General features: G+C 62.1%; 17 protein-coding genes and 1 pseudogene. All 18 read left to right on the top strand.

Going from position 1 to position 16,039, the window contains the following annotated elements:
• The first annotated feature begins 56 nt into the window (after positions 1–56).
• The 18 genes and pseudogenes from C2U40_RS16160 (at position 57) to galE (ending at position 15,936) form a co-directional block, all read left to right on the top strand.
• The gene (locus C2U40_RS16160) at positions 57–602 is read left to right on the top strand and encodes a phage tail protein I (protein ID WP_233768848.1); all 546 of its coding nucleotides are present in this window, start codon (positions 57–59) and stop codon (positions 600–602) included.
• Positions 599–2,779, top strand: coding sequence for a phage tail-collar fiber domain-containing protein (locus tag C2U40_RS16155; RefSeq protein WP_104467491.1), 2,181 nt, complete (start codon positions 599–601; stop codon positions 2,777–2,779). The genes C2U40_RS16160 and C2U40_RS16155 overlap by 4 nt, the downstream gene beginning before the upstream one ends.
• A gap of 17 nt (positions 2,780–2,796) precedes the next feature.
• Complete coding sequence (locus C2U40_RS16150; protein ID WP_103829339.1) at positions 2,797–3,225, top strand: tail fiber assembly protein; 429 nt, start codon at positions 2,797–2,799, stop codon at positions 3,223–3,225.
• Between the two features lie 97 nt (positions 3,226–3,322).
• Positions 3,323–3,532: pseudogene (locus tag C2U40_RS16145) on the top strand (MerR family transcriptional regulator); the annotation flags it as partial.
• Complete coding sequence (gene phrB, locus C2U40_RS16140) at positions 3,529–4,950, top strand: deoxyribodipyrimidine photo-lyase (protein WP_103827284.1); 1,422 nt, start codon at positions 3,529–3,531, stop codon at positions 4,948–4,950. The pseudogene C2U40_RS16145 and the gene phrB, both read left to right, overlap by 4 nt.
• Before the next feature lies 1 nt (position 4,951).
• The gene (locus C2U40_RS16135) at positions 4,952–5,380 is read left to right on the top strand and encodes a nuclear transport factor 2 family protein (RefSeq protein WP_103827283.1); all 429 of its coding nucleotides are present in this window, start codon (positions 4,952–4,954) and stop codon (positions 5,378–5,380) included.
• Complete coding sequence (locus tag C2U40_RS16130) at positions 5,377–6,114, top strand: SDR family NAD(P)-dependent oxidoreductase (protein ID WP_103827282.1); 738 nt, start codon at positions 5,377–5,379, stop codon at positions 6,112–6,114. The genes C2U40_RS16135 and C2U40_RS16130 overlap by 4 nt, the downstream gene beginning before the upstream one ends.
• Positions 6,111–7,370 (top strand): NAD(P)/FAD-dependent oxidoreductase, encoded by a 1,260-nt coding sequence (locus tag C2U40_RS16125; protein ID WP_103827281.1) that lies wholly within the window; start codon positions 6,111–6,113, stop codon positions 7,368–7,370. Before C2U40_RS16130 ends, C2U40_RS16125 begins: the two co-directional genes overlap by 4 nt.
• Positions 7,367–8,149, top strand: coding sequence for a DUF1365 domain-containing protein (locus C2U40_RS16120; RefSeq protein ID WP_103827280.1), 783 nt, complete (start codon positions 7,367–7,369; stop codon positions 8,147–8,149). Before C2U40_RS16125 ends, C2U40_RS16120 begins: the two co-directional genes overlap by 4 nt.
• On the top strand, positions 8,149–9,405 hold the full coding sequence (locus tag C2U40_RS16115; protein WP_103827279.1) for an SAM-dependent methyltransferase: 1,257 nt from the start codon (positions 8,149–8,151) through the stop codon (positions 9,403–9,405). Before C2U40_RS16120 ends, C2U40_RS16115 begins: the two co-directional genes overlap by 1 nt.
• Before the next feature lie 2 nt (positions 9,406–9,407).
• Positions 9,408–9,884, top strand: a complete 477-nt coding sequence (locus C2U40_RS16110; RefSeq protein ID WP_103827278.1) for a DUF2878 domain-containing protein — start codon at positions 9,408–9,410, stop codon at positions 9,882–9,884.
• Positions 9,881–10,099: a TIGR02450 family Trp-rich protein gene (locus C2U40_RS16105; protein WP_011705034.1), complete on the top strand. Its 219-nt coding sequence runs from the start codon at positions 9,881–9,883 to the stop codon at positions 10,097–10,099. The genes C2U40_RS16110 and C2U40_RS16105 overlap by 4 nt, the downstream gene beginning before the upstream one ends.
• The gene (locus C2U40_RS16100) at positions 10,056–10,607 is read left to right on the top strand and encodes a chalcone isomerase family protein (protein WP_233768779.1); all 552 of its coding nucleotides are present in this window, start codon (positions 10,056–10,058) and stop codon (positions 10,605–10,607) included. Before C2U40_RS16105 ends, C2U40_RS16100 begins: the two co-directional genes overlap by 44 nt.
• Positions 10,607–11,164 carry a DUF3833 domain-containing protein gene (locus C2U40_RS16095; RefSeq protein ID WP_103827276.1) on the top strand — a complete coding sequence of 186 codons (558 nt, stop codon included), beginning with the start codon at positions 10,607–10,609 and terminating at the stop codon, positions 11,162–11,164. The genes C2U40_RS16100 and C2U40_RS16095 overlap by 1 nt, the downstream gene beginning before the upstream one ends.
• 124 nt (positions 11,165–11,288) lie before the next feature.
• A complete protein-coding gene (locus C2U40_RS16090; RefSeq protein WP_011705037.1) occupies positions 11,289–11,756 on the top strand; it encodes a Dps family protein in 468 nt (155 codons plus the stop codon).
• A 287-nt stretch (positions 11,757–12,043) separates the two neighbouring features.
• Entirely contained in the window at positions 12,044–13,693 is a 1,650-nt protein-coding gene (hcp, locus tag C2U40_RS16085; protein WP_103827275.1) for a hydroxylamine reductase, read from the top strand.
• Between the two features lie 113 nt (positions 13,694–13,806).
• Positions 13,807–14,826, top strand: a complete 1,020-nt coding sequence (locus C2U40_RS16080; RefSeq protein WP_103827274.1) for a hybrid-cluster NAD(P)-dependent oxidoreductase — start codon at positions 13,807–13,809, stop codon at positions 14,824–14,826.
• 84 nt (positions 14,827–14,910) lie between these two features.
• Positions 14,911–15,936, top strand: a complete 1,026-nt coding sequence (gene galE, locus C2U40_RS16075) for a UDP-glucose 4-epimerase GalE (RefSeq protein ID WP_039216034.1) — start codon at positions 14,911–14,913, stop codon at positions 15,934–15,936.
• Positions 15,937–16,039 lie beyond the last annotated feature (103 nt).

The following is a 16,039-nucleotide window of genomic DNA, read 5'->3' as shown; positions in this document are numbered from 1 at the left end:
CGCACCCGCGAACAGATAGCCACAATGGCTCCATGTTATTGAGGAGACGATTGCTGATGTTGATCCCGTCTGTTTTGCGCCAGTCACTGGAGCTGCGCACCCTGAGCCAGCTGACCGCCGACGAACTGGGCTCCCTGCGCCAGGCACTGCCGGGGTTGCATGTTCGTGATATCGACAACTGTCACCCAAGCTTTTTACCCTGGCTTGCCTGGCAGTGGCGGGTGGACGTATGGGATGACGCCTGGCCGGAGTCCCAGAAACGGGCCGTGGTGAAAGAGGCGCTGTTGCTGTTTCGCTACAAAGGCACCCCTTGGGCAGTAAAAAGGGCGTTGGCCCTGACGGGTTACCAGGGAGATGTCAGGGAGTGGCACCAGCAAACGCCAGAGGGTCCACGCGGCACGTTTGTGGTCGATGTGGCCACCGACACCGGGCGAGCCATTGATGCCACGTTTTATAACCAGGTGTATGCGTTGGTTGAGAGTAACAAACGCGGTTCCCAGCACTGGACCTTGCGCCCGAAGATAGCGATGAAAGCAGGCATGTATCTGCCTGTTGTGGTGAATGTTTGCATGAAAATGATGGTCTTGGGTGAGGATGTATGACAACTAATTTGGCGGGAGTGCTGACGGATGTCGGCGCTCAACTTATCGAAGAGGCGTACCAGGCAGGCAAGACCGTCGTAATCACCAAAATGGCCTTGGGCGACGGAGGCGGCAACCCCGTTGAGATCAAGCCATCTGTGACCAAGCTGGTGCGGGAGTTCCATCGCCAACTGCTGGATAACGGGGTGGCCGAGGATGCCATTTTGGGCGGGAGTATCAACTACATCCCCCAGGCAGACCATCGTGGTAAATGGCTGCGCGAATTTGGTCTGCTGGATGCCAGCGGCAACCTGATCGTGTATGCGGCGTATAGCCCTTCTCAAATCCCCGAAAACCCGAACATGGCAGCCCAGTTCATTATTGGCATGATGGTGCCAGTCATGAACATTGAGGCGATTGAGGTCCAGGTTAACCCCGAAGGCACCGTCACTCAGGAAGAGTTCCACAATCACACCCACAAGCTCACTCTGTCTGGGGATGCAACCGGCTCGGTTACGCTCGGTAAGGACGGCGCGACGCTTGAAGTAACGGTGAAAGACGACAGCCACTCTCATACCATCGACAATGTGGACGGATTGCAGCAAGCGCTTGATAGTAAGTCGCCTTCAAACCACACCCACCCAGGCACGTTGACCAACCCGTTCTCGCTGGTCAAGGAGGACCTGAATACGATTACCAAGCCGGGAGCATACCGCCAGGACAATGATGGCAATGCGACGTTGGCTCTCAACTACCCAGAGGCGAAATCCGGTTCCCTCATTGTGACAGCTGGGGCCGGGGTGCAGCATCGTTATCACGTCTACAACACCAGCCGGGTCTATACCCGAGCCCAGTTCGACACCGGAGCGTTCACCCCTTGGGCCAGGGACTACAACACACTGAACAAGCCCACCCCCGATGAGCTTGGGGCATATCCTAAAACAGGCGGCCCCCTAGACGGTGGCGTCGATGCGCAAGGCGCCATCTACGGCCGAGTTGGGCTGATAGCGCGTTCACGCGCAGGCAGTAATGGCGGCACTTGGCTCGGTATGGAAGCGCCCGAGGATGTCGATCCGTATATCAGCGCCAAGGTGAGCGCCGAGAACGCCCCATCCAAGGTGATCAGCTTCGGCCGCCATGAGATCACCGCCCTCAAGCGCCTAGCTGCTGATTCTGTGCGAGTGGGGGCAAATGGCGGCCTGAAATTCAGCCCATATGAAGATTTCCGGGGCCGCACTTGGGGTGCTGGCATGGATCCTGCGAATGGGATGTGGGGCCTCCACCGCTATCAGGATGGGACTTGGGTAGGGCAAGATTTCGGGGTGAGCTCTGACGGCGTCGTCAAGATGAATAGCTTGGTGGTGGATGGCGGCAGTGAGAGTAAATACCACCAAGTGCGGAGCAGCACGAACCCGTCTCTTGAGCTGCACGAGCCCGGCAAACATGCGGTGATGATGTATAAACCCATGGGCACCGCAAACGTCCGTTTCTGCCAGAGTAATGGAGCTGGCGGTGAGGCTCAGGGTTACGCTGAGATTGGGGCGTTCGGCGTCAAGTCGCTGACCAAGTTTAAGGCGGAGCTGAACAATAACCGGACATGGCCCGCCAAGGGACATCTCTCGTATAACGCCCCCGGAATTGCCACGCATTCCGGCGCGCTGTTTGGTGTGCTGGGTCAGTCGTTCAACATGGCCGAGGCCTATGACATCGAGATGTTCTATGGCTACCAGACGCTTGGTAATGCATCTGATTGTGGTCACACCTTCGCGGCTATTGATGGCGGTAGCTACACCCAAGTGTGGACCCTGCGCAACGGCGGCCAGCTGGAGTCACCGGGCGGATGGCGGATCGCCCCCAATGGTGACCTGTTCAGCCCACGCCTTAGCGGCAAGAATGTGGTTGATTGGGCCATGGACAGCTTTGCCGTTAAGCAGGCCGCCAGCGGTAACGCTGATGTGGTGGCCGGCACATACCAAGCTATTGGCGCTTACGTGTTTGCCGCGCTGATCCATACCGCCGGAAAAACTAGCCACGGCCAGCGAGTGTCAGGCGCTAATCTACGACCTTGCTCCTGTTATGAGTATGGTTACGCCGGTTACAGCCTGCCGGGTACTTGGCAATGTATGGGCGACATCATGAATGCGAACGATGATGACCGCTATGATGACCGAGCGACCCTGTGGGTTCGGGTCGCCTGAGAAGATAGGAGAACCTGATGGAACGTATTGAAGTACTCAGCGCCGTGCATCCTCGCCATTATGCGGCGGATCCCGATAGCATTACCTTGGATGTGAGGTTTTCCCACCTACCTGAGCCAGTCCAGTTCACCGCCCGCAAGGATGACCCGATGGAGCACGGCCGAGAACTCTACAGCCGGGCAGCGTTCGGCGAGTTTGGCGACATAGAGGTGATCCCGTTGCCGCCGCCGACGGAGGCCGAGCAGCAGGCTCGCCTCAATACCCTTCTTAAGCAGGCCGCCACTGCCATGGCCCCGCTGGAAGATGCCGAGAAGCTTGGCATTCTCAGCGATGAGGAACGTGTTCAGCTGACCGCCTGGCAGCACTACCGGGTCACTCTCTATCGTTTGCCACAAAGCGACGGATGGCCAACCAAGGTGACTTGGCCTGATGTTCCATCAGCTTAGTCTGTCTCGTTACAGCACGATTAGGCACGGTTAGATTCGGTATTTTGGCGGGTTCAAATCAAATTCTCGATAGGTTCAAAACAGCCGCGCGCCGTCAACCCCCTGGCTGGTGTTGCTGGGAGCCGGCCTTGGCAAGCAGGAGCTGGCTGCCGACTGGCCGGCCGGTACCCGCTTCTTTGGTGAGCTGGGGCGCCTCTACGATGGTGAGTGGCTGCAAGCCCACGGCTGGCAGGCGAGCCTTGCCGAGGCGATGGCGGGTAGGCCTGCGGTGGCTGGCGCCGGCGGACGCGGGAGGAAAAAATCATGAAGCTGGTCTGGTTTCGCAATGATCTGCGCTTGGCCGACAACCCCGCCTTGCGCCATGCCTGCGCCGATGATGAGCCGGTGGCCGCGCTCTTTATCCTCTCCCCGACCCAGTGGCAGCAGCACAAGCTGGCCCCGGTTCGTCAACGCTTTATGTTGGCCCAGGTCGATGTGCTGGGCCGCGAGCTGGCGGCGCTCGGCATCCCGCTTCATCTGCTGCGGGTAGAGACTTTTAGCGAAGTGCCGGCGGCGCTGGCAGATCTTTGCCGCGAGCTGAGCGTGACCCAGCTCTACGCCAATCAGGCCATCGAGATCGACGAGCTGCGCCGGGATCAGGCCGTCACCGCCGCGCTGGCGGAGCAGGCGGTGGGTTGCCACTGGCTTAACGGCTGCTGCGTGCTGCCGCCGGGGCGGGTGCTGACCGGCTCTGGCGAGATGTTCAAGGTTTTCACTCCCTTCAGCCGCGCTTGGCTCAAGGCCCTCGATGAGGATGGTTTCGTCATTCATCGCGCGCCTACAGCCCGTGGCGAGCCGCTGCCGTGGCCGCCGCTGGCCGAGCGGAACTTCGTCGATGCCGCCCTTGGCGAACTGACGGCAGAGCCCCGCTGGCCGGTGGGGGAGGCCGAGGCCAGCCGCCGTCTGAATGACTTTCTGGAGCAGGCGGTGCTCGACTATGGCGAGGCCCGCGATTTCCCTGCCATCGCAGGCACCTCCGTGCTCTCCCCCTATCTGGCGGCCGGCATCATCAGCCCGCGCCAGTGCGTGGCGGCGCTCCAGCAGCGGCTCGGCTACCGGCCCCAGTCCAAGGCTCAGCCCGGCTTTGTCTGGCTCAATGAGCTCATCTGGCGCGAGTTCTATCGCCACCTGCTGGTGCTGATCCCGACTCTCTCCATGAATCGGCCCTTCAAGCCGGAGACGGCGGCACTGCCGTGGAGCTGGGATCCGGATGCCTTCGCCGCCTGGTGTGAGGGACGTACCGGCTACCCCATCGTCGATGCGGCGATGCGCTGTCTCAACGCCACCGGCTGGATGCACAACCGGCTGCGGATGATAGTGGCGAGCTTTCTCACCAAGGATCTGCACATCCATTGGCGGCTCGGGGAGGATTACTTCATGAGCCGACTCATCGACGGCGACCTGGCGGCCAATAACGGTGGCTGGCAATGGGCGGCGGGGACCGGGGCCGATGCGGCGCCCTATTTCCGGGTGTTCAACCCCACCACTCAGGGGCAACGATTTGATCCGCAAGGGGAGTTCATTCGTACCTGGGTCTCTGAGCTGGCTGATCTGCCTGCCGCCTATCTGCACCAGCCCCACGACTGGTTGCGGCTCAAGGGGAGACAGGATTATCCGGCCCCCATGGTGGACCACGCCGTTGCCCGGGTGAGAGCCATCGAGATGTTTCGCGCCCTGGAGAAATAGCATGGATGAGTCGCTGGCCCGCTTTGTGGCCCTCTATCAGCAGCTAAGCAGAGACGAGCTGCACCGTTTGCCCGAGGTCTACGCAAACGAGGTGGTCTTTACCGATCCTGCTCACCGCATCGAGGGGTTGGCGGCGCTCAGCGACTATTTTGCCGTCCTCTATCAGCGCCTGGCCTACTGCCGTTTCGTCATCACCAGCCAGCTGCTGCAGGGGCGCCAGGCCTGGCTCGGCTGGACCATGACCTTCTCCCATCCCAGATTGCGCGGCGGTGCGACGGTGACGGTGGAGGGGGCCACCCGCCTCGAATTCGACGAGGCGGGCAAGGTGTGCCTGCATCGCGACTACTTCGATCTGGGCGCCATGCTCTACGAGCAGTTGCCGCTGATAGGCCCCCTGGTGCGCACCATCAAGGGGAGGCTCGGCGCATGAACGGCGGCCGGGTGCTGATCACCGGTGCCACCTCCGGCATCGGCTTTCAGCTGGCGCTCGATTACCGGCAGGCGGGCTGGCGGGTGTGGGGCTGCGGTCGCGATGGCGATCGGCTGCTGGCACTGGGTCGCCACGGCATCACACCGCTGCAGTTTGACGGGCGCGATGCAAGCGCCGTGAGCGAGGCGGCCGCCTGCTTGCCGCGGGTCGATCTGGTGATCCTCAATGCCGGCAACTGCGAGTACATGGATGTCGCCGAGGGGTTTGACGGCGCCCTGTTTGCCCGGGTGATCGAGACCAACCTCATTGCCACCGGTCATGCCCTGGCCGCCTTTTTGCCGCTGCTCGGGGCAGGCGGACGCCTTGCCATCGTCAGCTCGTCGGTAAGCTGGTTGCCGCTGCCCAGGGCCGAAGCATATGGTGCCTCCAAGGCGGCCCTCGATTATCTGGCGGATACCCTGCGCCTCGATTTGGCCGGCAAAGGGATCGGCGTGACCCTGATCCGCCCCGGCTTTGTGCAGACCCCGCTCACCGCCAAAAATGATTTTCCCATGCCTTGTCTGGTGACGGTGGAAGAGGCTTCCCGCACCATCATGGCGGGGCTCACTGCCGGTCGTCACCAGATCCACTTTCCCCGCCGCTTCATCTGGCTGCTGCGCCTGCTTGGCGCGCTGCCGACGGGGCTCTGGCTGCGTCTTGGCCGCACACTCGTTTCGAAAGGACGCCCTTCATGAAGAAAAGGATCGCCATCGTCGGCTCCGGTATTTCAGGTCTGACCGCCGGTTTTCTGCTCCACAAGCTGCACGACATCACCCTGTTCGAGGCGGCGCCGACCCTGGGCGGCCACACCGCCACCGTCGACGTCCACCAGGCGGGGCGCAGCTATGCCATCGACACCGGCTTCATCGTTTTCAATGACCGCACCTACCCCAACTTCCTGCGGCTGCTCGAGCGGATCGGGGTGGCGCGGCAGCCGGCCGAGATGAGCTTCTCGGTGAAAAGCCCGCAGGGGCTGGAGTACAACGGCCACAACCTCGACACCCTGTTTGCCCAGCGCAGCAACCTGCTGAGTCCCCGTTTCTACGGTTTCGTTGCCGAGATCCTGCGCTTCAACCGGGAGGCGCGGGCCTGGCTGGCCGATGGGCAGCATCAGGGGGTCGGCCCCGAGCTGACCCTGGGGGATTTTCTGCAGGTAGGGGAGTTCAGCGACTACTTCGCCCGCCACTACATCTTGCCGATGGGGGCTGCCATCTGGTCATCGACGCTGGCCGATATGCGCGCCTTTCCGCTCGGCTTCTTCCTGCGTTTTTTTGCCAACCACGGGCTGCTCGAGGTGGCCAACCGGCCGCAGTGGTATGTGATCCCTGGCGGCTCGCGGGAATATATTGGCCCGCTGACGGCCGGCTGGCAGGCTCACATTCGCCTCGCCTGCCCGGTGCAGGGGATCCGGCGTCAGGCGGACGGGGTGCTGATCCAGAGCAGCTACGGCGAGGAGCGGTTTGACGAGGTGATCCTCGCCTGTCAAAGCGATCAGGCGCTGGCATTACTGGCGGATCCGGGCGAGCGGGAACTGGCCATTCTGGGCGCCATGCCTTATCAGGCCAACGATGTCTGGCTGCACACCGATGTGCGCTGCCTGCCGGTGCGCCGCAAGGCGTGGGCCAGCTGGAACTATCAGCTGGGCGAGGATGACGGGGCACGGCCGCTGGTGAGCTACAACATGAATATATTGCAGGGGGTGAGCTCGCCGCAGCCCTTCTGCGTGAGCCTCAATCCCGAGGGCAAGGTGGACGAGAGCAAGGTGCTGCGCCGTTTCGTCTATCACCATCCGGTGTTCAATCAGGCCTCCATCGCCGCCCAGCAGCGGCGGGCCGAGATCTGCGGCCAGCAGCACACCCACTTCTGCGGCGCCTACTGGTACAACGGTTTTCACGAAGACGGGGTGCGCAGCGCGCTGGACGTGGCCAGACGGTTCGGGGCCGAGCTATGAAGGGGGCAGTCCTGAGCGGCCAGGAGGCGAGTGCCGAGGCCATGACCGGCACCCTCAGCGCCATCTGGCAGGGCTCGGTGCGCCACCGCCGCTTCGCACCGCGCGCCCATGCCTTTTCCTACAACCTCTTCATGCTGGGGCTGGATCTCGACGAGTTGGCCACGCTCGGTAAGGGGCGCTGGTTCGGGGTGGAGCGGGCAGGGCTGCTCTCGTTTCGTCGTGACGACTACCTGCGCGGCAGCGAGGGGCCGCTCAAGCAGGCGGTGTGGCAGAAGGTGAGCGAACTGGGTGGCGATGCCGAGCCCGGGGGGCGGGTGCTGCTGCTCGGCAACGTGCGCTGTCTGGGCTTCTACTTCAGCCCGGTCAATTTCTACTTCTGCTACCGGCAGGGCGAGGCGCGCTATCTGCTGGCGGAGGTGTCGAACACTCCCTGGAACGAGCGCCACTACTACCTGCTGGATCTGGCGGCGCTGGCCCCCCACGACAAGGATTTTCACGTCTCTCCCTTCATGGGGCTGGCGATGCGCTACCACTGGCACATTCGTCCGCCCGCGCAGGAGACACTGATCCACATCGAAAGTCATCCCGTATCCGGAGAGGCCAAGCTGTTTGACGCCACCCTGGCACTGCGCCGGGCGCCGCTGTCGCGCAAGGGGCTGGTGGCCCTGCTGGCCCGCTGGCCCTGGATGACCATGAAGGTGCTGCTCGGGATCTACTGGCAGGCCCTGCGTCTTTATATCAAACGAACACCCATTTTTAGCCATCCGGAGAGCCGCTAATGGAACTTGTGCAATCAACCCTCTCTGCCTCTTTCATCGACAAGGGGGCCAGGCAACTGCTGCTCAATCTGCTGGGGCACCTCGAACACGGCCAGCTGCTGCTGCGGGATGGTGCTGAGCGTCACAGCTTTGGCGTGGCGGGCACCGATTTGCACGCCGAGCTGGTGGTGCAGGATCCGGCCTTCTACCGCCGCCTGCTGCTGGGGGGCAGCATAGCCGCCGGGGAAACCTGGGTGGAGGGGCTCTGGACCAGCCCGGATCCGGTGGCTCTGGTGCGGCTGCTGGCCCGCAATCTAACCCTGCTCGATTCCCTTGAGCGGCGCCTCGGCTGGCTCAGCTTCCCGTTCAACAAGGTGCGTCACTGGCTCAATCGCAATACCCTGACCGGCTCGCGCTCCAACATCGCCGCCCACTACGATCTCGGCAACACCCTCTATCAGGGTTTTCTCGACAGCCACATGCAGTACTCGAGTGCCATCTATCCCCATGCCGAGGCCAGCCTGGAAGAGGGGCAGCAGGCCAAGCTGCGCACCATCTGCGAGCGGCTGGCACTTGGCCCCGATGATCATCTGCTGGAGATCGGCACTGGTTGGGGCGGCCTCGCCGTCTATGCCGCCCGCCACTATGGCTGCCGGGTGACCACCACCACCATCTCCCGGGCCCAGCACGATTACGCCAAGGAGTGGATTGCGCGGGAGGGGCTGGGGGATCGCATCACCTTGCTGCTGGAGGACTACCGCAAGCTGGAGGGCAGTTACGACAAGCTGGTCTCCATCGAGATGATCGAAGCGGTGGGCCACGCCTTCCTGCCCGATTATTTCCGCCAGCTGTCGCGGCTGCTCAAACCCGGTGGTCGCCTGCTCATTCAGGCCATTACCATTGCCGATCAGCGCCATGCCCAGTATCTGCGCGGGGTTGATTTCATCCAGCGCTACATCTTCCCCGGTGGCTGCCTGCCGAGCGTCTCCAAGATGGCGGGGTTGCTGGCGCGCGAGACAGACATGCAGCTGGTGCGGCTGCACGATCACGGCCACCACTACGCCCGCACGCTGGCTGATTGGTGCGCGCGCTTCCTGGCGCTGGCGCCCGAGCTGCCCGCTCTCGGCTACAGCCAGGACTTCATCCGCTTGTGGCACTTCTATTTCGCCTACTGCGAAGGGGGCTTCTGGGAGCGCACCATCAGCCTGGTGCAGCTGGAAGCGGCCAAACCGGGCCCACTCGGCTGGAGTGGGGATCTGCCTGTCGGCGGGCACTGATCATGTGGCAGTGGGCCCATCTGCTGGGGTTCAACCTCTACTGGTTGCTGGCGGTGAAGTGGCAGCAGCCGGGCCCGCTGCTGGCACTGCTGCTTCATTTTCTCTTCTCTCCTCGCCGCTGGCACGACTGGCGGCTCATCCCGGTCGCCCTTGCCGGCAGCCTGCTCGATGCTTTGCTCTGGCAACTCGGGCTGTTTTATTTCAACACCGGTTTTCCGCTCTGGCTGGTGCTGCTCTGGTGCGGCTTTGCCCTGACCCTCTGCCACGGTCTGCGCTGGCTGCGGCCCTTGCCGCGCTGGCAGCAGGGGCTGTTCGGCATGGTTGGGGGGGCCTCCTTCTATGTGGCGGGAGCCGCCATGGGGGCAGTACACTTACCTTGGGGCATCGGGATCAGTGCGGCACTGCTGGCAGTGATCTGGATGTGGTGGTTACCCGTACTCCTGTGGGTAACGGTCAAGCTGGAGGGTGAAGCGAGATGAACACCTTTTCGACCGACACCTTGTTGTTTTCCAAATGGACCAAAGAGAGCCGGCACGAGCTGACTGAGCGTTTCTATCTGGTGGTGGCCTGTCAGCGCGATGCGCAGGGGCAGCTGCAGCAGGTGGTGATGCAGGATATCAACACGCTGCTGGAACAGGAGATGGACTGGCATGAACTCGAAGATCCCGCCCATTGGCACATGGGGTGGAATTAGTCTGCTGCTGGCAGGCTTGAGCCTACCGCTGACCCCTTTCGCCCAGACCGGGCAATCCTTGGTCACTCCCTGGCAGCAGCTGCAGCCGGTTGGGCGCGGCGAGATGAGCTGGCTCTGGTTCAAGCTCTATGACGCCACCCTCTACAGCGAGAACGGCCGCTATCGGCCGGGTCACTATCCTCAGGCACTGAGCCTCACCTACGCCAGAGCCATCGAGCGGGACGATCTGTTGAGTGCCACCGCCGCCGAGTGGCAGCGACTGGGGCTTGGCAGCGAGCAGCAGCGTCAGGGCTGGCTTGGTCAGCTCGCCGCGCTCTGGCCCGATGTCCAGGCGGGTGACCGGCTTACCTTCTATGTCGACAGGGGCGGCGCCGGCCATTTCTGGTGGCGGGACAAGCCGCTCGGCACCCTCGCCGATCCGCAATTTTCGGCGGCCTTTCTTGCCATCTGGCTGGCACAAGGGAGCCGCGATCCGGCGCTTACCCGCCGCTTGCGGGGAGAGCGCTGATGCAAAAGGGATTCATGAAATACACCCGCACCTGGCGCTACCTGCTGTTGTTGCCACTGCTGCTGCTGGCTGGTTGCGGCAGCAGTCTGGAGGATTATCGCGGCCAGGGCCCCGAGTGGGATCTCGCTCGCTTCTTCAGTGGCAAGCTGACGGCGCACGGTCTGGTGACCGATCGCAGCGGTGAGGTGACCAGCCGTTTTCGGGTGGAGATGCGCGGGCACTGGCAGGGTGACAAAGGGGAGATGTTCGAGCAGTTCTATTTTGATGACGGGCGCCAGCAGACCCGCACCTGGTTTTTGAGCAAGGGGGCGGATGGTCACTGGCGCGGCACGGCGGCGGATGTGGTGGGGGAGGCGGTAGGCAAGACGGCAGGCTTTGCCCTCAACTGGCGCTATCAGCTCGATCTGGCGCTGCCTGACGGCAGCGTGGTGCGGGTGAGTTTCGATGACTGGATGTATCTGCTGGATGAAAATCGCCTGCTCAACCGGGCTGCCATCAGCAAGTTCGGCATCCAGCTGGGGGAGGTGCTTCTCTACATCGAGCGGCAGCCTGAATGAGCTACCTCGCACGGCCGACTGCTGGGATGATAGCCGCACGCTATCAATCAGTTAGATCTTAACTATTACCTTTTGAGTCTGATGAGTTCTAAGATGACCAGGTCGTCAAATCTGGAGGTGAAACATGAAGAGTCCGATTGGCCTTGATACCGTTCAATCACAAGCGCTGGCCGCCGAGCTGAACAAGTTGCTGGCCAGCTACCAGATCCTTTACATGAACGTTCGCGGCTTCCACTGGAACATCCGCGGCAACCAGTTTTTCGAGCTGCACCTGAAGTTCGAAGAGATTTACAACGACCTGCTGCTGAAGGTCGATGCGCTGGCCGAGCGGATCCTGACCCTGGATGGCGTGCCGCTGCACAGCTTCAGCGACTACCTGAAAGTTTCCGCCATTCCCGAGCAGAAGGGGTTGCACGACGGTCGTGCCTGCGTCGAATCCCTGCTGGAGAGTTTCCGCGAACTGCTGGTAGCCCAGCGTCGTATCCTGGGGCAGGCCGCCGATGCCGGTGATGAAGGGACTGCGTCCATTCTCTCCGACTATGTGCAGCAGCAGGAGAAACTGGTCTGGATGCTGCGAGCTTATTTAGCCTGATAGCCAACCAAGCCGGACGCTGCGAAGTATGCCGGTTTGATGAAGTGAAGGGCTGGACCTGCCTAACCAGACGCCAGCCTAGCCAGTTCCATTATCGTGTTCTGTTGCAAACCTGAGTTGTCTCTCCTTTTATCCACCCGCTTGCCGCCCTGTTTGGGCGGCTTTTTTGTTTTTGATCTGCATCAATGAAAATTGAATTGGCAAATTGAATGCCTATTAAGTTCTGAGCTGTAGGAATAGAATCGCCACAAAACAAACAACTGAAATGTCCAATTAGGAGAGGCATGATGTTTTGTGTGCAATGTGAACAGACAATTCGTACCCCGGCAGGCAACGGCTGCGCCTATGCACAAGGTATGTGCGGCAAGACGGCTGAAACTTCTGATCTGCAGGATGTGCTGATCTATACCCTGCAGGGGCTCAGCGCCTGGGCGCTGGCCGCCCGCGAGCACGGCATCGTCGACAGCGAGATCGACGCCTTCGTGCCCAAGGCCTTCTTCGCCACCCTCACCAACGTCAACTTCGACTCCGCCCGCATCGTGGCCTATGTCAACCAGGCGCTGAGCTATCGTCAGCAACTGGCTGCCAAGCTGGCTCCGCTGGCGGTGCAGGCCGATCCACTGCCCGCTGCCGCCCGTTTCGAGCCGGGTGCCGATCTGCTGGCCCAGCTTGCCCAGGCGCCGCAGACCGCGGTCAACCGCGGCAAGAACGAGGTCAACGAAGACATCATGGGGCTGCGCCTGCTCTGCCTCTACGGCCTCAAGGGCGCCGCCGCCTACATGGAGCACGCCCGGGTGCTGGATCAGCAGGATGCCGGGGTTGCCGCCGAATTCCATCGCATCATGAGCTGGCTCGGCACGGATCCGAGCGATCTGGATCCGCTGTTCAAGTGCGCCATGGACATTGGCCTGCTCAACTTCAAGATCATGGAGATGCTGGATCTCGGTGAAACCACCGCCTTCGGCCACCCCGAGCCGACCCAGGTTCGCGTCACTCCGGTTCCGGGCAAGTGCATTCTGGTCTCCGGTCACGACATGGTGGATCTCAAGCTCATCCTGGAGCAGACCAAGGGCACCGACATCAAGGTCTACACCCATGGCGAGATGCTGCCGGCGCTGGCCTACCCCTTCTTCAAACAGTACCCGCACCTGGTGGGCAACTACGGCTCCGCCTGGCAGAACCAGCAGAAGGAGTTTGCCAACTTCCCGGGCGCCGTGGTGATGACTTCCAATTGCATCATCGACCCGAACGTGGGCAACTACTCGGATCGCATCTTCACCCGCTCCATCGTCGGCTGGCCGGGTGTGACCCACCTGGAAGGGGAAGATTTCTCCGCCGTGATCGCCAAGGCGCAAGCGCTGGAAGGCTTCAAGCACGTTGAGCTGGAACACTTCATCACCATCGGCTTTGCCCGCAACGCCCTGATGCAGGCCGCCCCGGCGGTGATCGACAAGGTCAAGGCCGGCGAAATCAGCCACTTCTTCCTGGTCGGTGGCTGTGACGGCGACCGTGCCGAGCGCGCCTACTACACCGAGTTTGCCAAGGCGATCCCGCAGGACAGCCTGCTGCTGACCCTGGGTTGCGGTAAGTACAAGTTCAACAAGCTCGACTTCGGCGACATCGGCGGCATTCCACGTCTGCTGGACGTGGGTCAGTGCAACGATGCCTACTCCGCCATCCAGCTGGCGCTGGCGCTCTCCGAGGCGTTCAAGTGCGGCGTCAACGATCTGCCGCTGACCCTGGTGCTCTCCTGGTTCGAGCAAAAGGCCATCGTCATCCTGCTCACCCTGCTGGCGCTGGGTGTGAAGGACATCCGTACCGGCCCGACTGCCCCGGCCTTCCTCACCCCGGCTCTACTCAAGGTGCTGGAAGAGCAATTTGGCCTGAAAGGAACCACCACGGCCGAAGCCGATCTCGCCGAGATCCTGGCGGCCTGAGCGGCGCCACATCCGCCTTACACGCTCAGCATGTTGTAAGCCTTTGGCGAGCCTGATGGCTCGCCTTTTTTAACGACCCCTTTCCAACATTTCTCAACAAGAGGAGCCTTGCGATGACCTCCACCTCTCTCACCCTCAGGTGCATCGGCCGCCGGGCGGATACCCACGACGTGGCGAGCTGGCAGTTCGTGCCGCAGACGGGCAGCCTGCCTGCCGTGCTGGCTGGCCAGTGCGTGACGCTGCACACCGAGATTGACGGCAAGCCCCAATGCCGTGCCTATACCCTCTCCTCCAGCCCGCAGGATGCCTACTGGCAGGTCACCATCAAGGATGTCGGACTGGTCTCCCACCATCTGCACCAGACCCTGCAAGTAGGGGATGAGATCCGGGTCGATGGCCCCTTCGGCGACTTCAACCTGACTGCCTTGCCCTGCGAGCGGCCGCTGCTCTTGAGTGCCGGCTCCGGCATCACCCCCATGTGGGCCATGCTGCGGGACGAGCTGGCCAAACGGCCGGATGCCGACATTCGCTTCATTCACAGCGCCCGCTCGCCGGAGGATGTGATCTTCGCAGACGACCTGGCTGCGCTGGCCGCTGCTCATTCCGGCGTGCGCCACGCGTTAGTGCTGGAGAAAGTACGGGAAGAGGCACCGACGGCTTATCCCTGGGTTGGCCGGCTCACGCCGGAGATGCTGAGGGAACTGGTGCCAGACCTGCTCGCGCGCCACGTCTATCTGTGCGGGCCTGCCCCCTACATGACCGCAGTCTGCACCATGCTGGCGGAGCTGGGACTGCCGGCAGCGCAGTTGCACCAGGAGTCATTCGGTCTGCCTGCAGCTACATCGAGTGCGGAGCCAGTTGCGGCCGGTAGCGACCACTTCTGGCTGACCCTGAAAAAGAGCGGCAAGAAGGTGAAGATCCTGCCGGGTCAGACCCTGCTGGCGGCGCTGGAGGGGGCGGGGGAGACCATGATGGCTGCCTGCCGTGCCGGTGTGTGTGGGGCCTGTCGCTGTACCACGGAAGGTGAAATCGAGCGCCAGAGCGTGATGACCCTGAGTGCACAGGATCTCGAGAGCGGGGTGGCACTGGCCTGTTCCTGCACAGCCAGCGGGGATGTCAGCGTCGACTATTGAGGGGGCCATGAGCATCCCGCTCTTTTCGCAGCGGGGCCGGGCGGGTAGACTCAGCTTCAGTTTCAGTCGAACGCGGGATACATAATGACAATTTTGGTCACAGGGGGCGCCGGCTATATCGGCTCCCATACCCTGGTTGAACTCTTGAACGTCGGGCAGCAGGTCGTGGTGCTGGACAACCTCTCCAACTCCTCCCCCGAATCGCTCAAACGGGTCGAGCGGATCACCGGCAAGCCGGTCATCTTCGTCGAAGGGGATGTGCTGGACCGGGTCTGCCTGCAGCAGCTGTTTGCCGCCCACCAGATCGAGTCGGTGATCCATTTTGCCGGGCTCAAGGCCGTCGGCGAGTCGAGCCAGATCCCGCTCACCTACTACCAGAACAACATCACCGGCACCCTGGTGCTGTGCGAAGAGATGGCTAGGGCCGGCGTGTTCCGGCTGGTATTCAGCTCCTCGGCCACCGTCTACGGCGATCCTGCCTCGGTACCGCTGCGGGAAGATTTCCCCACCAGCGCCACCAACCCTTATGGTCGCTCCAAGCTGATGGTCGAAGAGATCCTGCGCGATCTCGCCAAATCCGATCCCCGCTGGGCCATCGTGCTGTTGCGCTACTTCAACCCGGTCGGTGCCCACGAGAGCGGCCTCATCGGGGAAGATCCCAACGGCATTCCCAACAACCTGCTGCCCTATATCAGTCAGGTCGGTGTGGGCAAGCTCAAGGAGCTGGGGGTGTTTGGCAACGACTACCCGACGCCGGACGGTACCGGGGTGCGCGATTACATCCACGTGGTGGATCTCGCCATCGGTCACCTCAAAGCGCTGGCTCGCATCGCGTCGGATACCGGCGTCTTTACCTACAACCTGGGTACCGGTCAGGGCTATTCGGTGCTGGAGATGATCAAGGCATTTGAAGCGGCCAGCGGTCGCACCATTCCCTACCAGATCAAGCCCCGTCGCCCCGGCGACATCGCCGAGTGCTGGGCCGAACCGCACAAGGCCCGTGCCGAGCTGGGCTGGCAGGCCGAGCGCGGTCTGGAGCGGATGATGGTGGATACCTGGCGCTGGCAAAGCCAGAACCCGAACGGTTATGGCCCTGCTGCGAAGCCGTGATCAAGGGTCATGCACTGCTCGGGAACCTCATTTATTCATATAAACTCGGGTCCCTGCGCTGCTCTTCGCCTTGCTGACAGCTTCTCGCGACGGCCCATCAGGC

The organism is Aeromonas sp. ASNIH4 (assembly GCF_002934425.1).
GTDB classification, from domain to species: domain Bacteria; phylum Pseudomonadota; class Gammaproteobacteria; order Enterobacterales; family Aeromonadaceae; genus Aeromonas; species Aeromonas hydrophila.
This window is presented reverse-complemented; position numbering and strand designations above follow the sequence as displayed.